At 66.6% G+C, this 18,893-nt stretch carries 13 protein-coding genes and 1 tRNA gene; 9 read left to right on the forward strand and 5 right to left on the reverse strand.

The features are described from left to right. Nucleotides 1-130: 130 nt before the first annotated feature. On the reverse strand, nucleotides 131-1,024 hold the full coding sequence (ubiA, locus tag N7573_RS04310; protein ID WP_279913174.1) for a 4-hydroxybenzoate octaprenyltransferase: 894 nt from the start codon (nucleotides 1,022-1,024) through the stop codon (nucleotides 131-133). 149 nt (nucleotides 1,025-1,173) lie between these two features. Between ubiA and N7573_RS04315 the strand changes: the two genes are divergently transcribed. The 3 genes from N7573_RS04315 (at nucleotide 1,174) to N7573_RS04325 (ending at nucleotide 2,502) form a co-directional block, all read left to right on the forward strand. Beyond that, nucleotides 1,174-1,250, forward strand: a tRNA-Arg gene (locus N7573_RS04315). Between the two features lie 137 nt (nucleotides 1,251-1,387). Beyond that, entirely contained in the window at nucleotides 1,388-2,092 is a 705-nt protein-coding gene (locus tag N7573_RS04320) for a DUF433 domain-containing protein (protein WP_094001264.1), read from the forward strand. Then, nucleotides 2,089-2,502, forward strand: a complete 414-nt coding sequence (locus N7573_RS04325; protein ID WP_032127087.1) for a DUF5615 family PIN-like protein — start codon at nucleotides 2,089-2,091, stop codon at nucleotides 2,500-2,502. The genes N7573_RS04320 and N7573_RS04325 overlap by 4 nt, the downstream gene beginning before the upstream one ends. A gap of 12 nt (nucleotides 2,503-2,514) precedes the next feature. On the opposite strand, the gene N7573_RS04330 is transcribed toward N7573_RS04325, so the two are convergent. The 4 genes from N7573_RS04330 to N7573_RS04345 all read right to left on the reverse strand — a co-directional run bounded on the left by N7573_RS04330 (nucleotide 2,515) and on the right by N7573_RS04345 (nucleotide 11,260). After that, complete coding sequence (locus N7573_RS04330; protein WP_279913175.1) at nucleotides 2,515-3,222, reverse strand: DKNYY domain-containing protein; 708 nt, start codon at nucleotides 3,220-3,222, stop codon at nucleotides 2,515-2,517. Between the two features lie 148 nt (nucleotides 3,223-3,370). Next, entirely contained in the window at nucleotides 3,371-4,726 is a 1,356-nt protein-coding gene (locus N7573_RS04335; RefSeq protein WP_106469419.1) for a Gfo/Idh/MocA family oxidoreductase, read from the reverse strand. A 65-nt stretch (nucleotides 4,727-4,791) separates the two neighbouring features. Then, nucleotides 4,792-7,767, reverse strand: a complete 2,976-nt coding sequence (locus N7573_RS04340) for a TonB-dependent receptor (protein WP_279913176.1) — start codon at nucleotides 7,765-7,767, stop codon at nucleotides 4,792-4,794. A 133-nt stretch (nucleotides 7,768-7,900) separates the two neighbouring features. Further along, nucleotides 7,901-11,260 (reverse strand): TIM-barrel domain-containing protein, encoded by a 3,360-nt coding sequence (locus N7573_RS04345; RefSeq protein WP_279943084.1) that lies wholly within the window; start codon nucleotides 11,258-11,260, stop codon nucleotides 7,901-7,903. A 322-nt stretch (nucleotides 11,261-11,582) separates the two neighbouring features. Here N7573_RS04345 and N7573_RS04350 point away from each other — a divergent pair, with 322 nt between their 5' ends. The 6 genes from N7573_RS04350 to N7573_RS04375 all read left to right on the forward strand — a co-directional run bounded on the left by N7573_RS04350 (nucleotide 11,583) and on the right by N7573_RS04375 (nucleotide 18,884). Beyond that, nucleotides 11,583-12,737 (forward strand): SIS domain-containing protein, encoded by a 1,155-nt coding sequence (locus N7573_RS04350; protein ID WP_180848057.1) that lies wholly within the window; start codon nucleotides 11,583-11,585, stop codon nucleotides 12,735-12,737. Continuing rightward, a complete protein-coding gene (locus N7573_RS04355; RefSeq protein ID WP_279913178.1) occupies nucleotides 12,730-13,668 on the forward strand; it encodes an ROK family protein in 939 nt (312 codons plus the stop codon). Before N7573_RS04350 ends, N7573_RS04355 begins: the two co-directional genes overlap by 8 nt. A 16-nt stretch (nucleotides 13,669-13,684) precedes the next feature. Beyond that, a complete protein-coding gene (locus tag N7573_RS04360; RefSeq protein ID WP_279913180.1) occupies nucleotides 13,685-15,019 on the forward strand; it encodes a D-tagatose-bisphosphate aldolase, class II, non-catalytic subunit in 1,335 nt (444 codons plus the stop codon). A gap of 33 nt (nucleotides 15,020-15,052) precedes the next feature. Beyond that, on the forward strand, nucleotides 15,053-15,829 hold the full coding sequence (locus N7573_RS04365) for a DeoR family transcriptional regulator (protein ID WP_071227660.1): 777 nt from the start codon (nucleotides 15,053-15,055) through the stop codon (nucleotides 15,827-15,829). Beyond that, nucleotides 15,826-16,953: an N-acetylglucosamine-6-phosphate deacetylase gene (gene nagA, locus N7573_RS04370; protein WP_279913182.1), complete on the forward strand. Its 1,128-nt coding sequence runs from the start codon at nucleotides 15,826-15,828 to the stop codon at nucleotides 16,951-16,953. The genes N7573_RS04365 and nagA overlap by 4 nt, the downstream gene beginning before the upstream one ends. A gap of 152 nt (nucleotides 16,954-17,105) precedes the next feature. Continuing rightward, entirely contained in the window at nucleotides 17,106-18,884 is a 1,779-nt protein-coding gene (locus N7573_RS04375) for an MFS transporter (protein ID WP_279913205.1), read from the forward strand. Nucleotides 18,885-18,893 lie beyond the last annotated feature (9 nt).

Raw genomic sequence — 18,893 nt, forward strand, 5'->3', positions numbered from 1 at the left:
CGGTGGGGTGCAGGCTGTCTGCCACCTATTGGTCGTAGGTGGCGGAATGGTAGTGCCGGCCGCTGGCCGGCAACCTCGGGATCACGCACGGGTGCAGCCAGCCAGCGGCCGACTCTACCTCACCTTGGGCTCAACGCAGCGCCAGGTCCACGGCGATGCCGGCGAACAGCGCGGCACCCACCCAGTTGTTGTGCAGGAACGCCTTGAAGCACGGGCCGCGCTCGCGGTTGCGGCAGATCCAGAACTCGTACACCACCAGAACGGTGGCCACCGCCACGCCGGCCAGGTAGTACCCACCCAGCCCGCCGCGCACGCCGACCAGCGCCATGGTGGCCAGGAACAGCGCGTACAACACGCCCTGGATGACCAGGTCGAGGTCACCAAACAGGATCGCGGTGGAGTGCGAGCCCATCTTCAGGTCGTCCTCGCGGTCGACCATGGCGTACCAGGTGTCGTAGGCGGTGGACCACAGGATGTTGCCGGCATACAACAGCCAGCCCAGCAGCGGCACCTCGCCCTGCACGGCGGCGAACGCCATCGGGATGCCCCAGCCGAACGACATGCCCAGGTAGACCTGCGGCAGATGGGTATAGCGCTTCAGGTACGGGTAGCTGGCGGCCAGGAACACGCCGATGAAGCTGAGGCCGATGGTCAGCCCGTTCAGGGTCAGCACCAGGCCGAACGCCACCAGCATCAACACCGCGAACAACGCCAGCGCAGCGCGGCCACTGATCGCACCGGTGGCCAGCGGACGCGCCTTGGTACGCTCCACATGCGGGTCGAGCCAGCGATCGGCGTAGTCGTTGATGACGCAACCGGCCGAGCGGGTCAGCCACACGCCGGCGGTGAACACGAACAGCGTCCACAGCGGCGGCATGCCGCCCGCGGCCAGCCACAACGCCCACCAGGTGGGCCACAGCAGCAGCAGCGTGCCGATCGGGCGATCAGCGCGCATCAGACTCCAGTAATGCCGCCAACGCGGCGTCGCCGGCGACTGCGGCGAAGTGAGGGGGGTATCAGCCATGGCGATAGGATACTCCTGCCCCTCCGGCAGGGCTTTGCCCATGGGGGGAGATTTGTTCGGCGAAACTGGATAGAATGCCGGTCCCGCACCGCCTCATGGCGCTGCGATGCCCGCCCCGGCACTGGTCGGTGGCGCGGCGGTTCTACAACGCGCCCGTAGCTCAGCCGGATAGAGTAGTGGCTTCCGAAGCCATTGGTCGGGGGTTCGAATCCCTCCGGGCGCGCCATCTCCTTGTCGGCTTCGACCTGCCAATCACCGGGCAGATTCACCCGCGCATGTCCCCGTTCTCAGCTTATGAGTCCCGCAAGGCGCAGAATGTGGGTCTGCACTCCAGATCCATTTGGATTGAGTAGACTCGCTGCCATGGGTATCGCCTTGCCAGCACAGGACAGCCTCGGCGTCGGTCTCTATTCCTACGCCGATGCCGCGCGCTTCATCGGCGGCAGCTCGTCGGAACTGCGCCGGTGGCTGAAGGGCTACCAGGGCCGGAAGCACGGGAATCCGGAAGCCCACCCTCCCCTGTGGAAGTCGCAATGGGCCGATTCAGAGATCGACGGCATTGGCTTTCGCGATCTGATCGAGCTGCGCTTCGTCCGCACATTCGTCGCATGTGGCGTGCCACTCAACCTGGTGCGGCGAACCATTGTCGAGCTGAACGAGCGGCTCGGTAAGGAGTATCCCTTCACCAGCACCAGCTTCAAGACCGATGGGCGCCGCATTTTCATGGAGCTCGTGGGCGACAGCGGCGATGCCGCACTGGTGGATGTGGTGAAGCGCCAGGACGTGATGCGCAAGGTCATCGCACCTTCACTGCGCGACGGCGTCGAACTGGGCATCGATGATCGTGCCGAACGATGGTTCCCACTGAAGGGCTCCCGCGCCGTGGTATTTGATCCACAGCGCAGTTTTGGTCAGCCCATCCTTTCCGAATCGGGCGTTCCTACCATCGCCATTGTCGAGGCGCTGCGCGCCGAAGGTGGCGACGAGCGTCGCGTGGCCAGGCTCTATGACCTGCCTCTGACTGCAGTGAAGAAAGCACTGCAGTTCGAGAATCGAGCCGCGCCTTGAAGGCGCAGATCGATGAGAATCTTCCGCCCGCGCTGGCCCGGGCCATCGACGCCATTGCAGGAACGGACGAACACGAAGTCTTCCACGTAAGGGAGTTCGTGAAGCCCGGCACTACTGACCTGGAGCTCTTCGACGCGGCCACCCAGCGAGGCATCCGTGTACACGTTACCCAGGATCATCATCATCGCAAGCCCGCAGAGCGCGAGGCGATCGCACGCCTCGGCCTGACCGTATTCGTTCTGGCCAAGGGTTGGAGCACGTTCAACCACTACGAGCGCGCAGCGCGGCTTCTGGAGTGGTGGCCCAAGATGATGCAGCAGGCCGACCTCGTGCAACCTGGTGCAATGTTCCGCGTACCGCATGCCAGGGCATCCGGGGGAAGGCTGACGCAGATCAAGGTTTCGCGGTAACCGCCTCGAGCGTCAACCCTCATCAGCCCTGAAACCATGCTGTGCACGCAGCGTTGGGTCGGTCTCGATCATGAACATATGGAACAGGTGTTCATGGTCCCGCGACCAGCTCCCCTGCAACAGACGCCACGACGCCACGTCCACGCGCGGCAGCTTCCGTTCCAGATAGTAGATACGGCTTCCATCGCTCGAGAAGTGTCCATCCAGCAGCCGCCAGCGCGCACGATCCACCGCGGGCAGCGGCTTCCCGTCGCAGTAGACGTTGCTGTCATCAACGGCGTACAGCGGGTCCTGCGGGATTGTCTGCAGCAGGTCGCCGCGCCGGCAGTGCTTCATCCGCCGGCCGCAGTACCAGCCGCCATGGTCATCGGCACCGTAGCCGCCTCCGAGATCGCGGAACGTCGTGCAATCTGCCTCGGCCATCGCCTTCAGCGAGGTCTCGTGCTCGAAGTAGACGGCGTGGTTGTCCAACCAGTACGCGCCACATTGACGAAAGCTGTCGCGGTCGATGGAGGTCTGCCGGGTCCAAGCATGGTAGACCGCGTGCACGTCGCGACCGATGAAGTAGTGCGCCGGAATGAACTCGAAGCTCGCTGCATCGGCCTTGCGCAGCAGCCGGCCCTGGTGGAACACCTGGCCCTCGTGGATACGCCAGAATTCGATGCCATACGGACCGATGAAACGCTGGTCCGGCAGGTCACTGATCTTCTGCCATGGCATGGTCTGGGCCTCCGCCAGTGGTGGGGCCTTAGTGTAAGTGGTAGGAGAAGCAGCCGAGCGTGGGCTCTGCTCTACAACAGCAACACCGGGCATGGCCCGGCGTTGTGTTCAAAGCAGTCGAGTATGGCTCGACTCTACAGAGAGCGAATCAATACTTCCCGTCAAACGCAAAAATCGGCTTACGCTGCTTCCACGCACCAGCGGTGAAGTCCGGGAACTCCAGCGTCTGGAAGCTGTTGGCGATCGACTGCTCGCTCAGCGGGGTGATCGCGCTCCAAGTCACCGCGTCATAGATGTCGATCGGCATCGGCGCCTTGGCCTTCAGCGCTTCCACGAACGCATGGATGACGAACCAGTCCATGCCACCATGACCAGCGCTGGCAGCGGTCTCGGCATTCTGCTTCCACAGCGGGTGCTCGTACTCGTCCTGGTACTTCTTGAACTCTTCCCACTGGTGCGGCGGGCTGCGGCCTTCGATGTGGATCGAATGGTTCACATCCATCCACAGGCCCTTGGTGCCCTGCACGCGGAAGCCCATCGAGTACGGGCGCGGCAGCGAGGTGTCGTGCTGCAGCAGGATGGTCTCGCCATTCTCGCAGGCCAGCGTGGTGGTCACGATATCGCCCAGCTTGAACTTCACCTTGGTGCTGGGATGCGTGGTGCCGCCACTCTTGGCCACGGTGTATTCGTGCAGGCCACGCGCCTTGGTCGCGAAGGCGTTGATGTGGGTGAAGCGGTTGCCACGGTTGATGCCGGTGTACATCGCGCACGGGCCGATGCCGTGGCTGGGGTAGAGCTCACCATTGCGCTCCACCGAATGCTCGGTGCGCCAGCGGGCTTCGCTCCAGCCCTTGGGACCGAACTCCACGCCGCTGTCATACGGCTGGTTCGGGTCACCGGAATTGAACTTCACGCCGCGCAGGTCGTGCTGGTAGCCAGCCTGCAGGTGCACCAGCTCGCCGAACAGGCCCTGGCGCACCATCTGCAGCGCGGCCATCACGTCGCGGCGGTAGCAGACGTTCTCCAGCAGCATGTACGGGGTACCGGTGCTGAGCTGGGTCTTCAGCACGTCCCAGTGATCCTGCAGGGTGATGCCGGCCACTACTTCACAACCCACTGCCACGCCGGCCTGCATCGCGGCAATCGCCATCGGCGCGTGGTACTCCCACGGCGTGGCAATGATCACGCCATCGATGCCCTTCTGTTCCAGCAGGCGCTTCCAGGCATTGGTGTCGCGGTCCTGGCCGTAGGTCTTCGGGGCCGGCTTGCCGGCCTTGCTGACCATCTCCACGGCGCGGCCGAGCATGATCGGCTCGATATCGCAGACGGCGACAACCTCGACGTCATCGCGGCGCACCAGTTCCTTCAGCAGCACCAGGCCACGCATGCCGGTACCGATCATGGCCAGGCGCACCTTGCGCCCGCGTGCCCAGGCCGGGGTCTGCGGCAGCAGGCTGCTGGCGGCGACAGCGGCGCTGGCCGCGATGAATTCCCTACGCTTCATGGCAAACATCTCTCCTCTTGGCAGCGTGCCGACCGAAGCCGGCACGCCAGGTCACGCAAACGGAATTACTTGAACCGGTAACCGACAGTCACACTGTAACCACGACCGAAGATCGTTGCGTAGTCACTGGAGTCACCCAGGAAGCTGTTCGGATCGTAGAACGGCAGGCGGTTGAACAGGTTCTTGACGGTGAAGCTCAGGTTCCACGCATCATCCGGGCGCCAGGTGACGCTCATGTTGGCGGTCCACCACGACGGTGCACCGTCGCACTTGCTCTTCTGCAGGGCCAGGTAGCCGCCGGTGCAGGTTTCCTTGTTGTTGCTCACCTCATCAACCTGGTCGGTGGCCCACTTGGTGCCACCCACGTAGTTGACGAACATGCTGGTGGTGACCTGCTTGTAGGTCCAGTCGGCATTGAGCGTGGTACGCAGGCGCGGGTTGTTGTAATAGCCCACCACATCGCCGTAGTACCAGCCGTTGGCTTCATCCATGTAGAAACGGTTGCGGTTGGCGATGGTGGCGGCCAGGCCGATGTTCAGGTTGCCCCAGTCCCCCAGCGAGAAGCGGCTGCGCGCATCGATATCGAAGCCGTCGATCAGGGTCTTGCCACGGTTCTTGTACTGGCCCACTACGCTGGCCACATTGCCGGCGGAGTAGCCCGGCAGCACCGACGGGCAGCTCACGCCGCTGGCCGGGTCGGCACACATCGCCGCCAGCTGCGCCAGGTTGGCGCGGTCGCTGTCGGTGATCGGCGAGCGCGACGAGGAGATGATGTCTTCCATGCGGCGGTAGTCCGGCGCGACGATTTCATTGTCGCGATAGATGAACCAGTAGTCGGCCGACACCGACAGCCAGGTTGCCGGCTCGTAGACGAAGCCAAGGGTGGCGATCTTCGCCTTCTCCGGCTTCAGGTTCTTGTTCGGCTGGGTCATGCGTGCCACGGTGCGACTGCAATCGACGTTCAGCATGGTCTTGCCCAGATCGACATCGCCCGGCCGCTGCGACTTCAGCAGCAGGTTGGCGATGGCGTTGGTCTCGTTGCAGCGCAGCTCGTCACGGTAGCCACCCAGCTGCGCGAACACGCCGCCGTTGCCGGATTCGGCCAGGCTCGGTGCACGGAAACCGGTCGAGTAGGTACCGCGCAGCATCAGCTGGTCGAACGCCTGGTACTTGAAGCCGATCTTCGGCGCGACGTTGGCGCTGAAGTTCGGGTACTTGTCCACGCGTACCGCCGCGTCCAGTTCCAGCTTGTCGGTGATCGGCGCCACGGTCTCGGCGAACAGCGCGTAGGTGTTGCGCTTGCCGTCGAACCAGGAGCCGCCCTGCTGGGTGATCAGGCCGTTGGCCGCATCGGCGTTGCCCGGGGTATAGAAGGTCTCACGGCTGGCATTGAAGCCGAACGCGGCACGCATCTCACCAGCCGGCAGCTGGAACAACGGGCCTTCGATCTTGCCGTCCAGGGTGTGCAGGCGGGTCCACGACTGGATGTCGAAGGTCGGGAACGCTTCACGGATCAAGGCAGCGTTGGCTTCACTGATCTCGCCGAACTTGTACGCCGGGTGGTCGGAGATGATCACGCGGCCGGTACCCGGATCGATCGTGTACGGACCGAAGGCCTTCTCGAAGCCCTTGGTGTTGACGTTGATCGTCTGATAGGTGGTGGAGTGGGTACCCGCACTGGCGAACGCGGTCTCCCAGTTCCAGTCACCCCTGCTGCCGCGTGCACCGGCCAGCACGCGGTAGCTCTTGTCGGTGTTGCGCTGGCCGAAGTAGTTGGCGCCGGCATCCTGCAGCAGGTAGTTCAGGCCGACCACACCGCCCATCATCGCCTTCATCTGCGGGCTGGCGTGGTTGTACTCGTTGTTCGGGCCCAGGAACGGGTACAGGAACTGGTTGACGTTGTTGCCGGTGTTGCGCGAGAACCAGCTGGTCGGGTTGCCGGTGGTGGTGCCGTAGGTGCGCGGCGTGCCGCCGTTGGCGCGCAGGTCGATGTCGGTGTAGGTCGCCTCGGCGAAGATCTCGGTGCTGTCACCCACCAGGAAGGTGCCGTTGAGGTAGGCGGTGTTGCGCTCGGACTTGGCGCCGGCATCGATCTCGTTGTTCATCCAGGTTTCCCAGACGCAACGCGGGCCGGCCGCTTCACTGGTCAGCACGTTCTTGCAGCCCGGCGCAGCTTCCTGCACGCGGCGGCCGGTGACCGGATCGAACGCGAAGTAGCTGCCCGGGTTGAACTCACCCGGCTTGCTGCCCACGCCCAGGCGCAGGTTGTTGAGGTAGTTCGGGTTGTTGACGTAGTACTGGTCGGGCCGCTTGTCGTAGAAATCGCTGAGCGGAATCGCGTCGCGGCGGTACATGTTGACCGCGCCGTAGATGTTGAAGCGGTTCTCGGTCAGGTCACCGAAGCCGGCAGTGATGCTGGCCTGGCGCTCGCCGTAGGAGTCGATGCGGGAGGAGGTGTCGTTGGTGAAACTGATCTCGGCGCCCTGGAAGTTGCGCTTGGTGATCACGTTGATCACGCCGGCCACCGCGTCGGTGCCATACACCGCCGAAGCGCCGTCGGTCAGCACTTCCATGCGCTCGATGGCTGCAGCCGGGATCGCATCGATGTTGACGAACTGGGTCTGGAAGCCGGCCGGCGCACCGTAGTACGACAGGCGACGACCGTTCAGCAGCACCAGCGTGCCCTGTGCGCCGAGGCCACGCAGGTTGGCCTGCGAGGCACCATCGGAGCCGGTGAACAGCGAACGCGCGTCCTGCTGCGCCGGGCGTGCGGCCGGCAGGTTGTCGAGCACCTGCAGCAGCGTGCGCGCACCCATGTTCTGGATGTCCTGCTTGCTAATCACCTGCACCGGCGAGGCGGTTTCAACGTCGGTGCGGCGTATGTTGGAGCCGGTGACCTCGATGCGGGCCAGGTCGGTGGCCTTGTCCTTGCTCTCCTGGGCGAAGGCAGGAACGGCGACCGACAACAGCACGCCGGCAATGGCCAGCGTCAGCGGAGCGATCGAACGACAGGGGGGGCGGTGGTGGCGGGCGGGCAACATCGGGGTTCTCTCCTGGCAGGGGTGCGGCGCAAAAAGTGAGCGCGTGGGCGTTCGGCGGGCAAAACGCTCCCGGGCCACGGCCATGAGGGCCGTAGTCGGAATGGGCGGGGGGAGGAGCGGTGTTACGTAGGGGTCATGGGGCGACGATGCTGGCGGAGTCGCCCTCCTGGCCGATCAGCACGGCGTTGGCCCAGTTGGCACAGACCTGGGCGGGTTGGCTGCCCTGGGCACCCAGCGTGCGCAGGCTCAGGGTGGAAAGGCCACGGATGTCCAGCTCCGGCTTGACCACGCCGGGCGCCTTCACCAGGCCGCTGTCGTACAGCAGGCGGTTGTCACCCCAGACCTGGAACTGCAGGCCACCGGCAGTGCGGCAGGCGTCGTCGATGCCGAGGTCGGCACGCAGCAGGTGCCAGCCTCCCTGCAGACGCAGGTCGATGCGGCTGTTGGCGCCGACGCCCAGGCCACGACGGAACTGCAGGCCGTTCATGCGCATGCCGGCGTCGCCACGGAACGACTGGTCAGTGCGTACCTGGCTGGCCAGCGCGGCCGGCACCGGCAGCTCGGAGAGATAGCGCTGCCGGGCCGGTCGCTCCGGTTCCTGGTGTTCAAGAATGTGGAAGGTGGACAAGGCGATCGGGCCGACATCGCGCGGCTGCAATGCATCGAAGGCGCGGGCGCTGCCCTGTGCGGCGGTCACCATCGGGTCGGTGCTGCTGGCGCCGTCGCCTTCGGGGTTCTGCACGCTCAGCACGCGGAAACGCAGCAGGCGGCCGGCGTGGGCCGGGAAGTCGATGCGCTGCACGCCTTCCTTCAGCTGCAGGCGGCCGCGGGCGATCGGCTCGCCCCACTCGCCATTGCTGTCGCCGAGGTAGACCTCGTAGTCGCGTACCTGGCCGTGCTTCCAGTTCTTATCGTTGCGCGGCGCGATGTCGATGCCGTCGATCATCCTGCGCTCGCCGAAGCCGATCACCCACTCGTGCGCACCGGTGCGCACGGCCTGGTTGCGCACGCTGCGGAACCAGGTGCCCGGATCATCATCGAAGGCATTCTCCAGCGCATGGCCGGGTTCTTCGGCCGGGCGATTGACCACCAGCAGGCTGTCGGCCGGCAGTTCGCGGCCCAGCACCGGCGCGGCCGGATAGGCATCGTCGGCGGCCGCGGCAGCCACCGCGAAGTCCAACTGCAACTGCAGCGGCTGGCGGATGTCCTGGGCGGCGGTGCGCACATGCACGGTGCCACGACGCTCCTTGGCATCGAAGTACCAGCCTTCGCTGGCGTTGTTGAACGCCGCCGCGTCGGCCAGCGCCGGCAGCGCGCGACCACCGGCCTGCACCGCACGCGGCGCCTGCCGGCTGAGCATGCGCAGGCCGTAGCGGCGCTGCGCCAGCTGGCCGTTGTACTGGCCCTGCACCGCGTCGATCTGCACCTGCACCGGACCGCTGCCCTGCACCGGCGCCTGCACGCGGATCTGCTGCGTGCTCGACTCGCCCTGCTGGTAGCGGCGCGTATTGCCATCGTCTTCGTACAGCGTGTACTGCGAATCGCCCTGCGGGTACAGGTCGAACGTCACCTCATCGAGTGGCTTTTCGCCATCGAACAGCATCGACGGGTACATCGGCAGGATCGCACCGGCGCGCACGAACACCGGCAGCGTGGCCAGGTCCACTTGGCGGTCGAGCTGGCGGCCATCGGCGGCGGCCTGCACGCGGCGGCCATCCCAGTAGTCGATCCAGCCGCCGGCAGGCAGGTGAATGTCGCGGCGCCAGCCACGGCTTGCGGCCTGGCTGCGATACACCGGTGCCACCAGCAGGTCGCGGCCGAGCAGGAACTGGTACTTGTAGGTTTCATCCTGCGCATGCGGATCGCGCGGGTTGTCCCACATCAGGCCACGCACCGGCGGTGCACCGGTCTGCGCAGCCTCGTGCACCAGCCCGTACATGTACGGGGTCAGGCGCATCTTCAACTTCAGGTAATCGCGGTTGATGCTGCGGTAGGGCTCGTCGTACCACCACGGGTGCTTGCGCGCGTTCGACGACCAGCCGCTCATGCCCATCAGCACCGGGGTGAACGCCTTCCACTGCAGGTCGCGGGTGAAGGTCTCGGCGCTGCCGCCGAAGATCGCATCGACGTCGCCGCTGGCGTAGGCCATGCCGGACAGGCCCGAACCGACCAGGGTCGGTACGTGCCAGCGGATGTAATCCCAGCTGCTGCTCTGGTCGCCGGTCCATGCCACCGCATAGCGCTGGATGCCGGCCCAGCCCATCACCGTCCACAGGAACGGGCGCGAATCGGAATTGTCGAGGATGCCGTTGAAGGCCTGGCGGTTGGCGTCCATCGCGAACTGGTAGCCCTTGCCGGTCCAGGCCACGTCCAGCTTCTGCACGCGGCTGCCGGCCTTGCCCACTTCCCAGGCGATCTTGTCGACGCCGTTCTCGGTCCACAGACCGGTGCGGAAACCGTACTTGGCCAAGCCCTTCACCGTTTCCGGCAACTGCTTGTAACCGCAGCCGTAACCATCATTGGGCAGGATCCAGCCACCGGGCATGTCGTGGGCGCGGTACTGCTTGGCCACGCTGTCGATCACATCCGGGGTGGTGCCGGTCGGGCCGTCGCTCCAGCCTTCGGGCACGGTGCCGGGCTTCTTGCTGTTGTCGCCGTCGTTGTAGCAATCGGCATCGCCGTAGGACAGCGCCCAGCGCGCCACCATGTTGGGGCGGCCGGTCAGCTGGGTGTAGCGCTCGATCAGTTTCGGCAGGTCGGCGCCGACGAAGTAGTACGCATCGAAGCGGTCTTCGCGGTGCAGCAGCGTGGCCTGGTCGGCCTCGCGCAGATCGTAGCTGCCATCGCTCCAGGTATTGCGCAGCATGCCCCAGCCACGGCTGCTCAGCAGCATCGGTGCCGGGCTGGGGCGGTCGCCCTCTTCCCAGCCGCCGGAATAGGACACCTCCAGCTCGCGTCCCTTGAACTGGTAACGGCCGTTCTGCTGGCCGCCACCGTAATAGCCTTCATCGGCCTGCGAGGACAGCACCTGCACGCTCTGCGTGGCATCCAGGTCCAGCGGCTGCAGTTCCTGCCACAAGGCGGTGGGCTGGCCGTTGTCCAGGCGCTCCAGGCGCAGGCGCAGCGGCTGCCGTTGTACATGCAGCACCAGTGCATCGGTGCGCACGCGGATTTCCTGCGCGTCTTCTTCCAGCTGCGCCTGTACGTTCGCCTTGGGCTGCGGCAACACGATCGGTGCGGCCTTGTCGCCGGCGCCGGTCAGCGTGCCGTTGCGGCCGGCCTGCACGCGGATGATGTCGGTGGCCGGCAGTTCGATGCGGATGCGCGCGCCCTTGTCGGTCTGCAGATCCCAGCCCTGCACGCCGTCGCGGCTGGCGCTGGCGCTGACCGAACGCAGGTTGCCGACGGGCTCGGCCCGGGCCGGCATGGACGCCAGCATCAATGCCGGCAACAGGGCCAGCATCAGCGGCGAGCGACGAACGCAGATTTCCACGCGGACTCCCAACCCGTTCACCGGGCGTTTCGAAAGCGATTGGGCCGACTCTAGGGCAGCGATTCGAAAGATGTCAACAAATTGAAAGGAAAAAGGAAGATATATTCCATTGAAACGAAAGTTGTTGCGCCGCAATACTTTGTGTAAGCGCTTGCAGGCGCCTGTTAAGCATTGTGCGATACGGCATTCGGCTGGTCCTTTCGTTTTTCGGAGCACTCCACGGCGGGAAAAGTCACCACGCCATTTTCTTTCTTTTTACTTTCGCTATTTGACATTTCGAAAGAAAACACAGATGGTGCGCTGGCCCAACTGGAACCTCCGAATGGACGTCACCCTGCTTTCCGATGTGTCCGCCTGGCAGCGCCTTGGCGGAGCCGATACCGCTACCGAAATCGCCCAGCAGCCTGCGCTGTGGGACGCCCTCGCACAGGACCTGTCGCGTGCCCGCGACCGCCTGCAGGCCTTCCTCGGCGACAGCCTCAACGATCCCAACCAGCGCGTGCTGTTCACCGGCGCCGGCAGCTCCGGCTTCATCGCCGAAATGGTGGCCGATGCAATCAACGCGCAATGGCCGGCCGATGTGCGCGTGGTGCACACCACCAGCCTGCTGACCCACCCGGCGCTGTACCTGCAGCGCGACCGTCCGACCCTGCTGGTCTCGTTCGGCCGCAGCGGCTCCAGCCCGGAAAGCGTGGCGGCGGTGGACCGCGTGCGCAGCGACGTGGATGACGCGCGCTTCCTCGACATCACCTGCAATGCCGATGGCGAACTGGCCCGTCGTGGCGCCGGCCGTGCCGACACCTGCACCCTGCTGATGCCGTCGGCCAGCTGCGACCGTGCCTTCGCCATGACCAGCAGCCTGACCTGCATGCTGCTGGCCGCACTGACCGTGTTCGATCGTTCGCCGTGGGATGCGCGTGTGGCGCGCCTGAAGCAGATCGCCACGCTGGCCCGCGACGGCCAGGCGCAGTGGGATGCACCGGTGGCGGCGCTGGCACAGCGCCCGTTCAACCGCATCATCTACCTCGGCAGCGGCCCGCTGGAAGCGCTGGCACGCGAGTGTGCGCTGAAGGTGCTGGAACTGACCGCCGGCCGCGTGCTGGCGCTGGCCAACACCCCGCTGGGCTTCCGCCACGGCCCGAAGTCGACGCTGGACGGCAACACCCTGGTGGTGGTGCTGCGCAGCGTGCAGCCACTGGCGCGCCGCTACGAACAGGACCTGCTGGAAGAACTGCGCCGCGACGGCGTGGCCGGCCAGGTACTGGCGATTGGCCCGCATTCGGACATCGGTGCGGACGACGAGTACACCCTCACCGTACCGGCACTGGATGATCCGTGGCTGGCACCGGTGTGGCTGGGCTTTGCGCAGCTGTTCGCGCTGCAGCGCTCGGCCGCACTCGGCCTGACCCCGGACAATCCGTTCCCGGATGGCACCGTCAACCGCGTGGTCAAGGGCGTCACCATCCACCATGGCTGAGCTGATCGCCCACGCCTGCTACGGCATCGACATCGGCGGCACCAAGATCGAGCTGGTGGCGTGCGATGCGGCGATGCAGGTCACCTGGCGTCGCCGGGTGGCCACGCCGCAGGGCGACTACGACGGTTTCCTGCAGGCGGTGGTGAACCTGGTCGCCGAGGCCGATGCCGCGCTGGGCCGCAGTGATGCGGCGATCGGCATCGCTCTACCCGGCGTGCGCGACCGCCGCAGCGGCCGCCAGCTCAGCGCGAACGTGCCGGCGTTGACCGGCCACAGCGTGGCGGCCGACCTGCAGGCGCGCCTGCAGCGGCCGCTGCATTTCGGCAACGACCTGCAGTGTTTTGCCCTGTCGGAAGCACACGGCGGTGCCGCCGACGGCTATCCGAGCATGTTCGGCGCCATCCTCGGCACCGGCGCGGGTGGTGGTTTCTGCCTGCACGGCCGCCTGCTGTCCGGTTTCAACGGGCTGGCCGGCGAATGGGGCCACTGGAGCGTGCCCGGTCATCTGCTGCAGCGCCACGGCCTGCCGCTGATCGACTGCGCCTGCGGCCTGCAGGGCTGCGTGGAGCGCTATGTGTCCGGCAGTGGCGTGGCGATGATCGAACGTCACCTCGGTGGCAGCGCCGCTGACGCCAGCGCGGTGATCGCGCTGGCCGAAGCCGGCGATGCCCGCGCACGCAAGGCGCTGGACATCCATCGCGACCTGCTCGGCCACAGCCTGGCCGCGCTGGTGCTGGCGCTGGACCCGCACGTGATCGTGCTCGGCGGCGGTCTTTCGCAGTATGCGCCGCTGTACCAGCAGTTGCCTGCGGCCATCGCCGCGCATCTGTTCAACGGCGTGCAGGTACCGCCTATCGTGCCGCCACGCTTCGGCGATGCCGGTGGCGCACGTGGTGCTGCCCTGCTCGCCTGCCAACTCTCGTTTTCCTGATGTCCGGAGCCTGACCATGTCCCCGTTGCAGACCCTGCTTGCCTCCCACCGCGCCGGTGCCAACGTCGGCCTGTACAGCGTCTGCTGCAGCAACGAGCAGGTGCTGCGCGCGGCCATGCACGTGGCGCTGGCACACGGCACCGTGCTGCTGATCGAGGCCACCTCCAACCAGGTCGACCAGTTCGGCGGCTACACCGGCATGACCCCGCCGCAGTACCGCGATTACGTGGGCACGCTGGCCGATGAGGAAGGCTTCCCGCGCGAACGGCTGATCCTGGGCGGTGACCACCTCGGCCCGAATGCCTGGCAGAAGCGCCCGGCCGCCGAAGCGATGACCCACGCGCGCGTGTTGATCGAAGCCTACGTCGCCGCCGGCTTCCACAAGATCCACCTGGACTGCAGCATGTCCTGCGCCGATGACCCGGTGCCGCTGCCCGATGCCATCGTCGCCGCGCGTTCGGCCGAGCTGGCCGAGATCGCCGAACGCACCGCCGCCGAACACGGCCTGCCGCCGCCGGTCTACGTAATCGGTACCGAAGTGCCGATTCCCGGTGGCGAAGCCTCGCTGGCCGAAGGCCTGCAGGTGACCACGCCGGCCGCCGCCGCGCAGACCCTGGCCATCCACCAGCAGGCGTTCGACACGCCGCAGCTGCGCGATGCGTGGCAGCGCGTGATCGCGATGGTGGTGCAGCCGGGCGTGGACTTCGACCACAGCAGCGTGCACGAGTACGACGCGGCCGCTGCCAACACGCTGGCTGGCTTCCTCGAACAGCAGCCGCGCATCGTGTTCGAAGCGCATTCCACTGACTACCAGCGCGAAAGCGGCCTGCATGCACTGGTGCGCGACCACTTTGCCATCCTGAAGGTCGGCCCGGCCGCCACCTTCGCCTATCGCGAGGCGCTGTTCGCGCTGGCCGCGATCGAGGCCGAGCTGCTGCCGGCTGCGCAGTGCTCGCGCCTGCCGCAGGTGCTGGACGAGGTGATGGTGGCGCAGCCGAAGTACTGGCAGTCCTACTACCAGGGCGATGAGGCCGCGCTGCGCCTGCTGCGCAGTTATTCCTTCAGCGACCGCTGCCGCTACTACTGGGGCGAACCGGTGCTGGTACGGGCGGTGCAGACCCTGTTCGCCAACCTGGAGCAGCACGCGCCGCCGCTGGTACTGCTCAGCCAGTACCTGCCGGAGCAGTACCGCGCGGTGCGCGAAGGCCGCCTGGCCAACACCCCCACCGCCCTGGTGCAGCACCGCATCGGCCTGTGCCTGGGCGAATACGCCCGCGCCTGCAGCGCCAACCAGGCCGGAACCCGCGCGCACCACGCAGGCTCGGCTCCCGCCGTTGCTGCGAACGGCTAATCTCTACCTTTTCCCGCGAAACCGAGAATGGCCATGCGCAACACCCGCTCCCGCCGGCAACAGATCCTGCAGCTGCTGATCGAGCACGGCTCGGTGCAGGTGGCCGATCTGGTCGAGCGCTTTGGCGTGTCGGCGGTGACCATCCGTGCCGATCTGACCCACTTCGAGTCGCAGGGCCTGGCCACCCGTACCCACGGCGGTGCCACGCTGGTGCGCACGCCGCCTCAGGAACAGGACATCCACGAGAAGGACGCGCTGAACCTGCCGCTGAAGGAATCGATCGGTGCGCGCGCCGCGCGCCTGGTGCAGCCCGGCGACAACATCATCATCGACTCCGGTTCGACCACGATGACCCTGGCCCGCCACCTGCGCGCGCATCGCGACGTGACGGTGATGACCAACGGCCTGAACATCGCCTGGGAACTGGCCAATGCCGCGGGCATCACCGTGCTGCTGACCGGCGGGCTGCTGCGCCAGCAGTCGCTGTCGCTGCAGGGCAGCCAGGCCGAAGCCAGCCTCAACTCGTACAGCTTCGACACCCTGTTCCTGGGCGTGGACGGCCTGGACCTGCAGTTCGGCCTGACCACCCACGACGAGGCCGAAGCCCGCCTCAACCACCGCATGGTCGAGCGCGCGCGCCGCATCGTGGTGCTGACCGACGCCTCCAAGTTCGGCCGCGTCAGCCTGCACCGCATCGCCCTGCTGGATCAGATCCACGCCATCATCACCGACGCCGGCATTGACGACGCAACCCGTGAGGGGCTGCAGCGGCTGGGCATCGAAGTGATCATCGCCGAGCCCACCGCATGACCGACACCCGCACCCTGCATGGCCGCATCCTCACCCCGCTGGGCTGGCGGCGTGGCCACGTCCACTTCGATTCACACGTGCGCCAGCTGCAGGTGGACGACCACAGCGGCGCTGACGACCTGCAGCTGCCGGTGATCCTGCCCGGCTTCATCGACCTGCATGTGCACGGCGCGGCCGGCGTGGACCTGATGCAGGGCGGTGACGTGGCACGCACCATCGCCCGCACCCATCTGCGCTTCGGTACCACCACGCTGCTGGCGACCACCATGACCGCCGGGCTGGACGAGATCGAGCACGCGCTGCAGGGTGTGGCCGCCACCATGGCGGCACCCGATGCCGACGCCGCCAGTATTGCCGGTGTGCATCTGGAAGGACCGTTCATCAGCCCGCAGCGGCTGGGTGCGCAGCCCGACCGCACGATCGAGGCGACCCTGGCACTGGTGCAGCAGCTGCACGCACTCGCACCGATCCGGGTGATGACGCTGGCCCCGGAAATCGGCGAGCACACTGCGCTGATTCCCGCGCTCTCGGCGATGGGCATCCGCGTGCAGCTCGGTCACAGCGCTGGTACCTACGAGGAAGGCGTGGCGGCACTGCAAGCCGGTGCCTCCGGCTTCACCCACCTGTTCAACGGCATGACCGGCGTCGATCACTATCGCCCGGGCATTGCAGCGGCGGCACTGGCGCATGCGCAGTACGCCGAGATCATTCCCGACCTGCAGCACATCCACCCCGGCGTGATCCGCCTGGCCGCGCGCGCGATTCCGCGCCTGTACGCGGTGACCGACGCCACCGCCGCCACCGGCATGCCCGATGGCGAGTACGCGCTGGGCGAACAGCGCGTGCACAAGTGCGGCGGCTGCGTGCGCCTGGCGACCGGTTCGCTGGCAGGTAGTGCACTGACCATGGACCAGGCGCTGCGCAACCTGGTGCAAGTGGGCCTGGAGCTGGCCGATGCCTCGCAGCGTGTTTCCACCTTCCCGGCGGACTACCTGGGCCTGGACGATCGCGGCCGCATCGCGCCCGACGCCCGCGCCGACCTGGTGGTGCTGGACGCCGAGCTGCGCCTGCAGCAGGTGGTGGTTGGTGGGCGCGTGGTCGATTTGAACGCTGCAAACGCCTGACGTGCCGCCGCTCCTTAACGCCGGAAATGCCTGACGCACCGCCTTTGTAGAGTCGAGCTTGCTCGACTGCTCTGCCGCGCCCCGCACGGTCAGTCGAGCAAGCTCGACTCTACGAAGGCAATCCGCACCGAAACGCCTCCTGGGATATGCCGATGACCGCAAGCACCGCTCCGCGCTGGCCCGTACGCTACCTGCTCTTCATCGGCGGCCTCGGTGGCCTGCTGTACGGCATCGACATCGGCATCATCGCCGGCGCCCTGCCCTACCTGGAGGCAACGGCCAGCCACGCCTGGCAACTCAGCAGCCAGCAGCTCGGTTTTGTCGTGGCTGCGGTGCTGCTCGGCAGCGTGTTGTCCTCGCTGTTCGCCGGCATGGTCGCCGACCTGATCGGCCGCCGCGGTGCGATGCTGCTGGCCGGCCTGCTGTTCACTGCCTCGATCCCGATCATGGCACTGGCCTCCGGCTACACGCCCCTGCTGCTCGGCCGGCTGCTGCAGGGCATCAGTGGCGGCCTGATCGGCGTGGTGATTCCGCTGTACCTGGCCGAAGTGCTCAGCCCCGAACGACGCGGGCGCGGCGCAGCCATGTTCCAGCTGCTGCTGACCGTTGGCCTGGTGCTGGCTGCCCTGATCGGCCTCTACCACGCCCACGCCGTGGATGCCGCCGCCGAAGCCGTGCGCTCACTGCCGGTCGCGCAGCAGGCGCAGGAGCTGTTCACGGTGAAGGACCACGCCTGGCGCACCATCTTCTGGACCTGCCTGGCGCCGGGCCTGCTGTTCTGCGCCGGCATCTTCTGGTTGTCCGAATCGCCGCGCTGGCTGGTGCGTCGCGGCCGCATCGGTGATGCGCGCCGCAGCCTGCAGCGCGTGCTGCCCGCTTCGGAGGTGGAGCCGACGCTTGCACAGATCCAGGCACCGGAATCGAGCAGCGGCAGCGGCAAGCGCGACCCGCTACTCAGCCGCCGCTACGTGGTGCCGTTCCTGCTCGCCTGCGTAGTGCTGGCCTGCACCCAGGCCACCGGCATCAACTCGGTGCTGGCCTACGCGGTGAACATTCTCAACCAGGCCGGCCTGTCCGGCTCGGTGGCCAATGGTGCCGATGTGGCGATCAAGCTGCTCAATGCGGTGATGACCGTGGTCGCGCTGCTGCTGGTCGACCGCAAGGGCCGCAAGTTCCTGCTGATGCTCGGCAGTGGCGGCATCTGCGTGGCCCTGCTGGCCGCGGCCACGCTGTTCTTCCAGGCCGAGCGCGGTCGCACCGACGTGCAGCCGCAGCTGCAGGCGGCGGTCAGCGGCGATGGCCTGCAGCTGGTGCTGGATGATGCGCAGTGGCAGCGCCTGAGCAATGGCATCGACAGCCAGGGCCGGCCGATGCAGCTGACCGTCTCCTACGCCTACGGCGACTTCACCAATGTGCGCGCCCTGCGCAGCGACAACCTGACCGACCGCGAGCTGCGCATCGAGCGTGCTGGCACTGTGCAGCCGGACAGCGTGATCGGCGCGTTCTTCCGCAAACTGCACCTGAATCCGTTCGCCGACCCGGCCAAGGCGGCGCAGGCTCCGCTGCGCATCGAGCAGGCGCGCATCGGCCCGGTGCCGCCACCGGCACACGGCTGGGCCGTGGCCGCCTGCATCCTGGTGTTCGTCGCGTTCTTCGCGGTCGGTCCAGGCGTATGCGTGTGGCTGGCACTGTCGGAGCTGATGCCGAACCGCATCCGCTCCAATGGCATGAGCATCGCGCTGCTGATCAACCAGTTCGTGTCGACCACTATCGCCGCGATCTTCCTGCCCACGGTGGGCCACTATGGCTACGCCAGCATGTTCGTGTTCTGGGCGGCGTGCACCTTCGTGTTCTTCCTGGTGGCCGCGTTCTGGCTGCCGGAGACCAAGGGCAAGTCACTGGAAGAAATCGAGGCCCGGTTCGCCCGGTAGCGGTCGACC

It is taken from the genome of Stenotrophomonas sp. GD04054, assembly GCF_029836955.1.
Taxonomy (GTDB): Bacteria; Pseudomonadota; Gammaproteobacteria; order Xanthomonadales; family Xanthomonadaceae; genus Stenotrophomonas; species Stenotrophomonas maltophilia_A.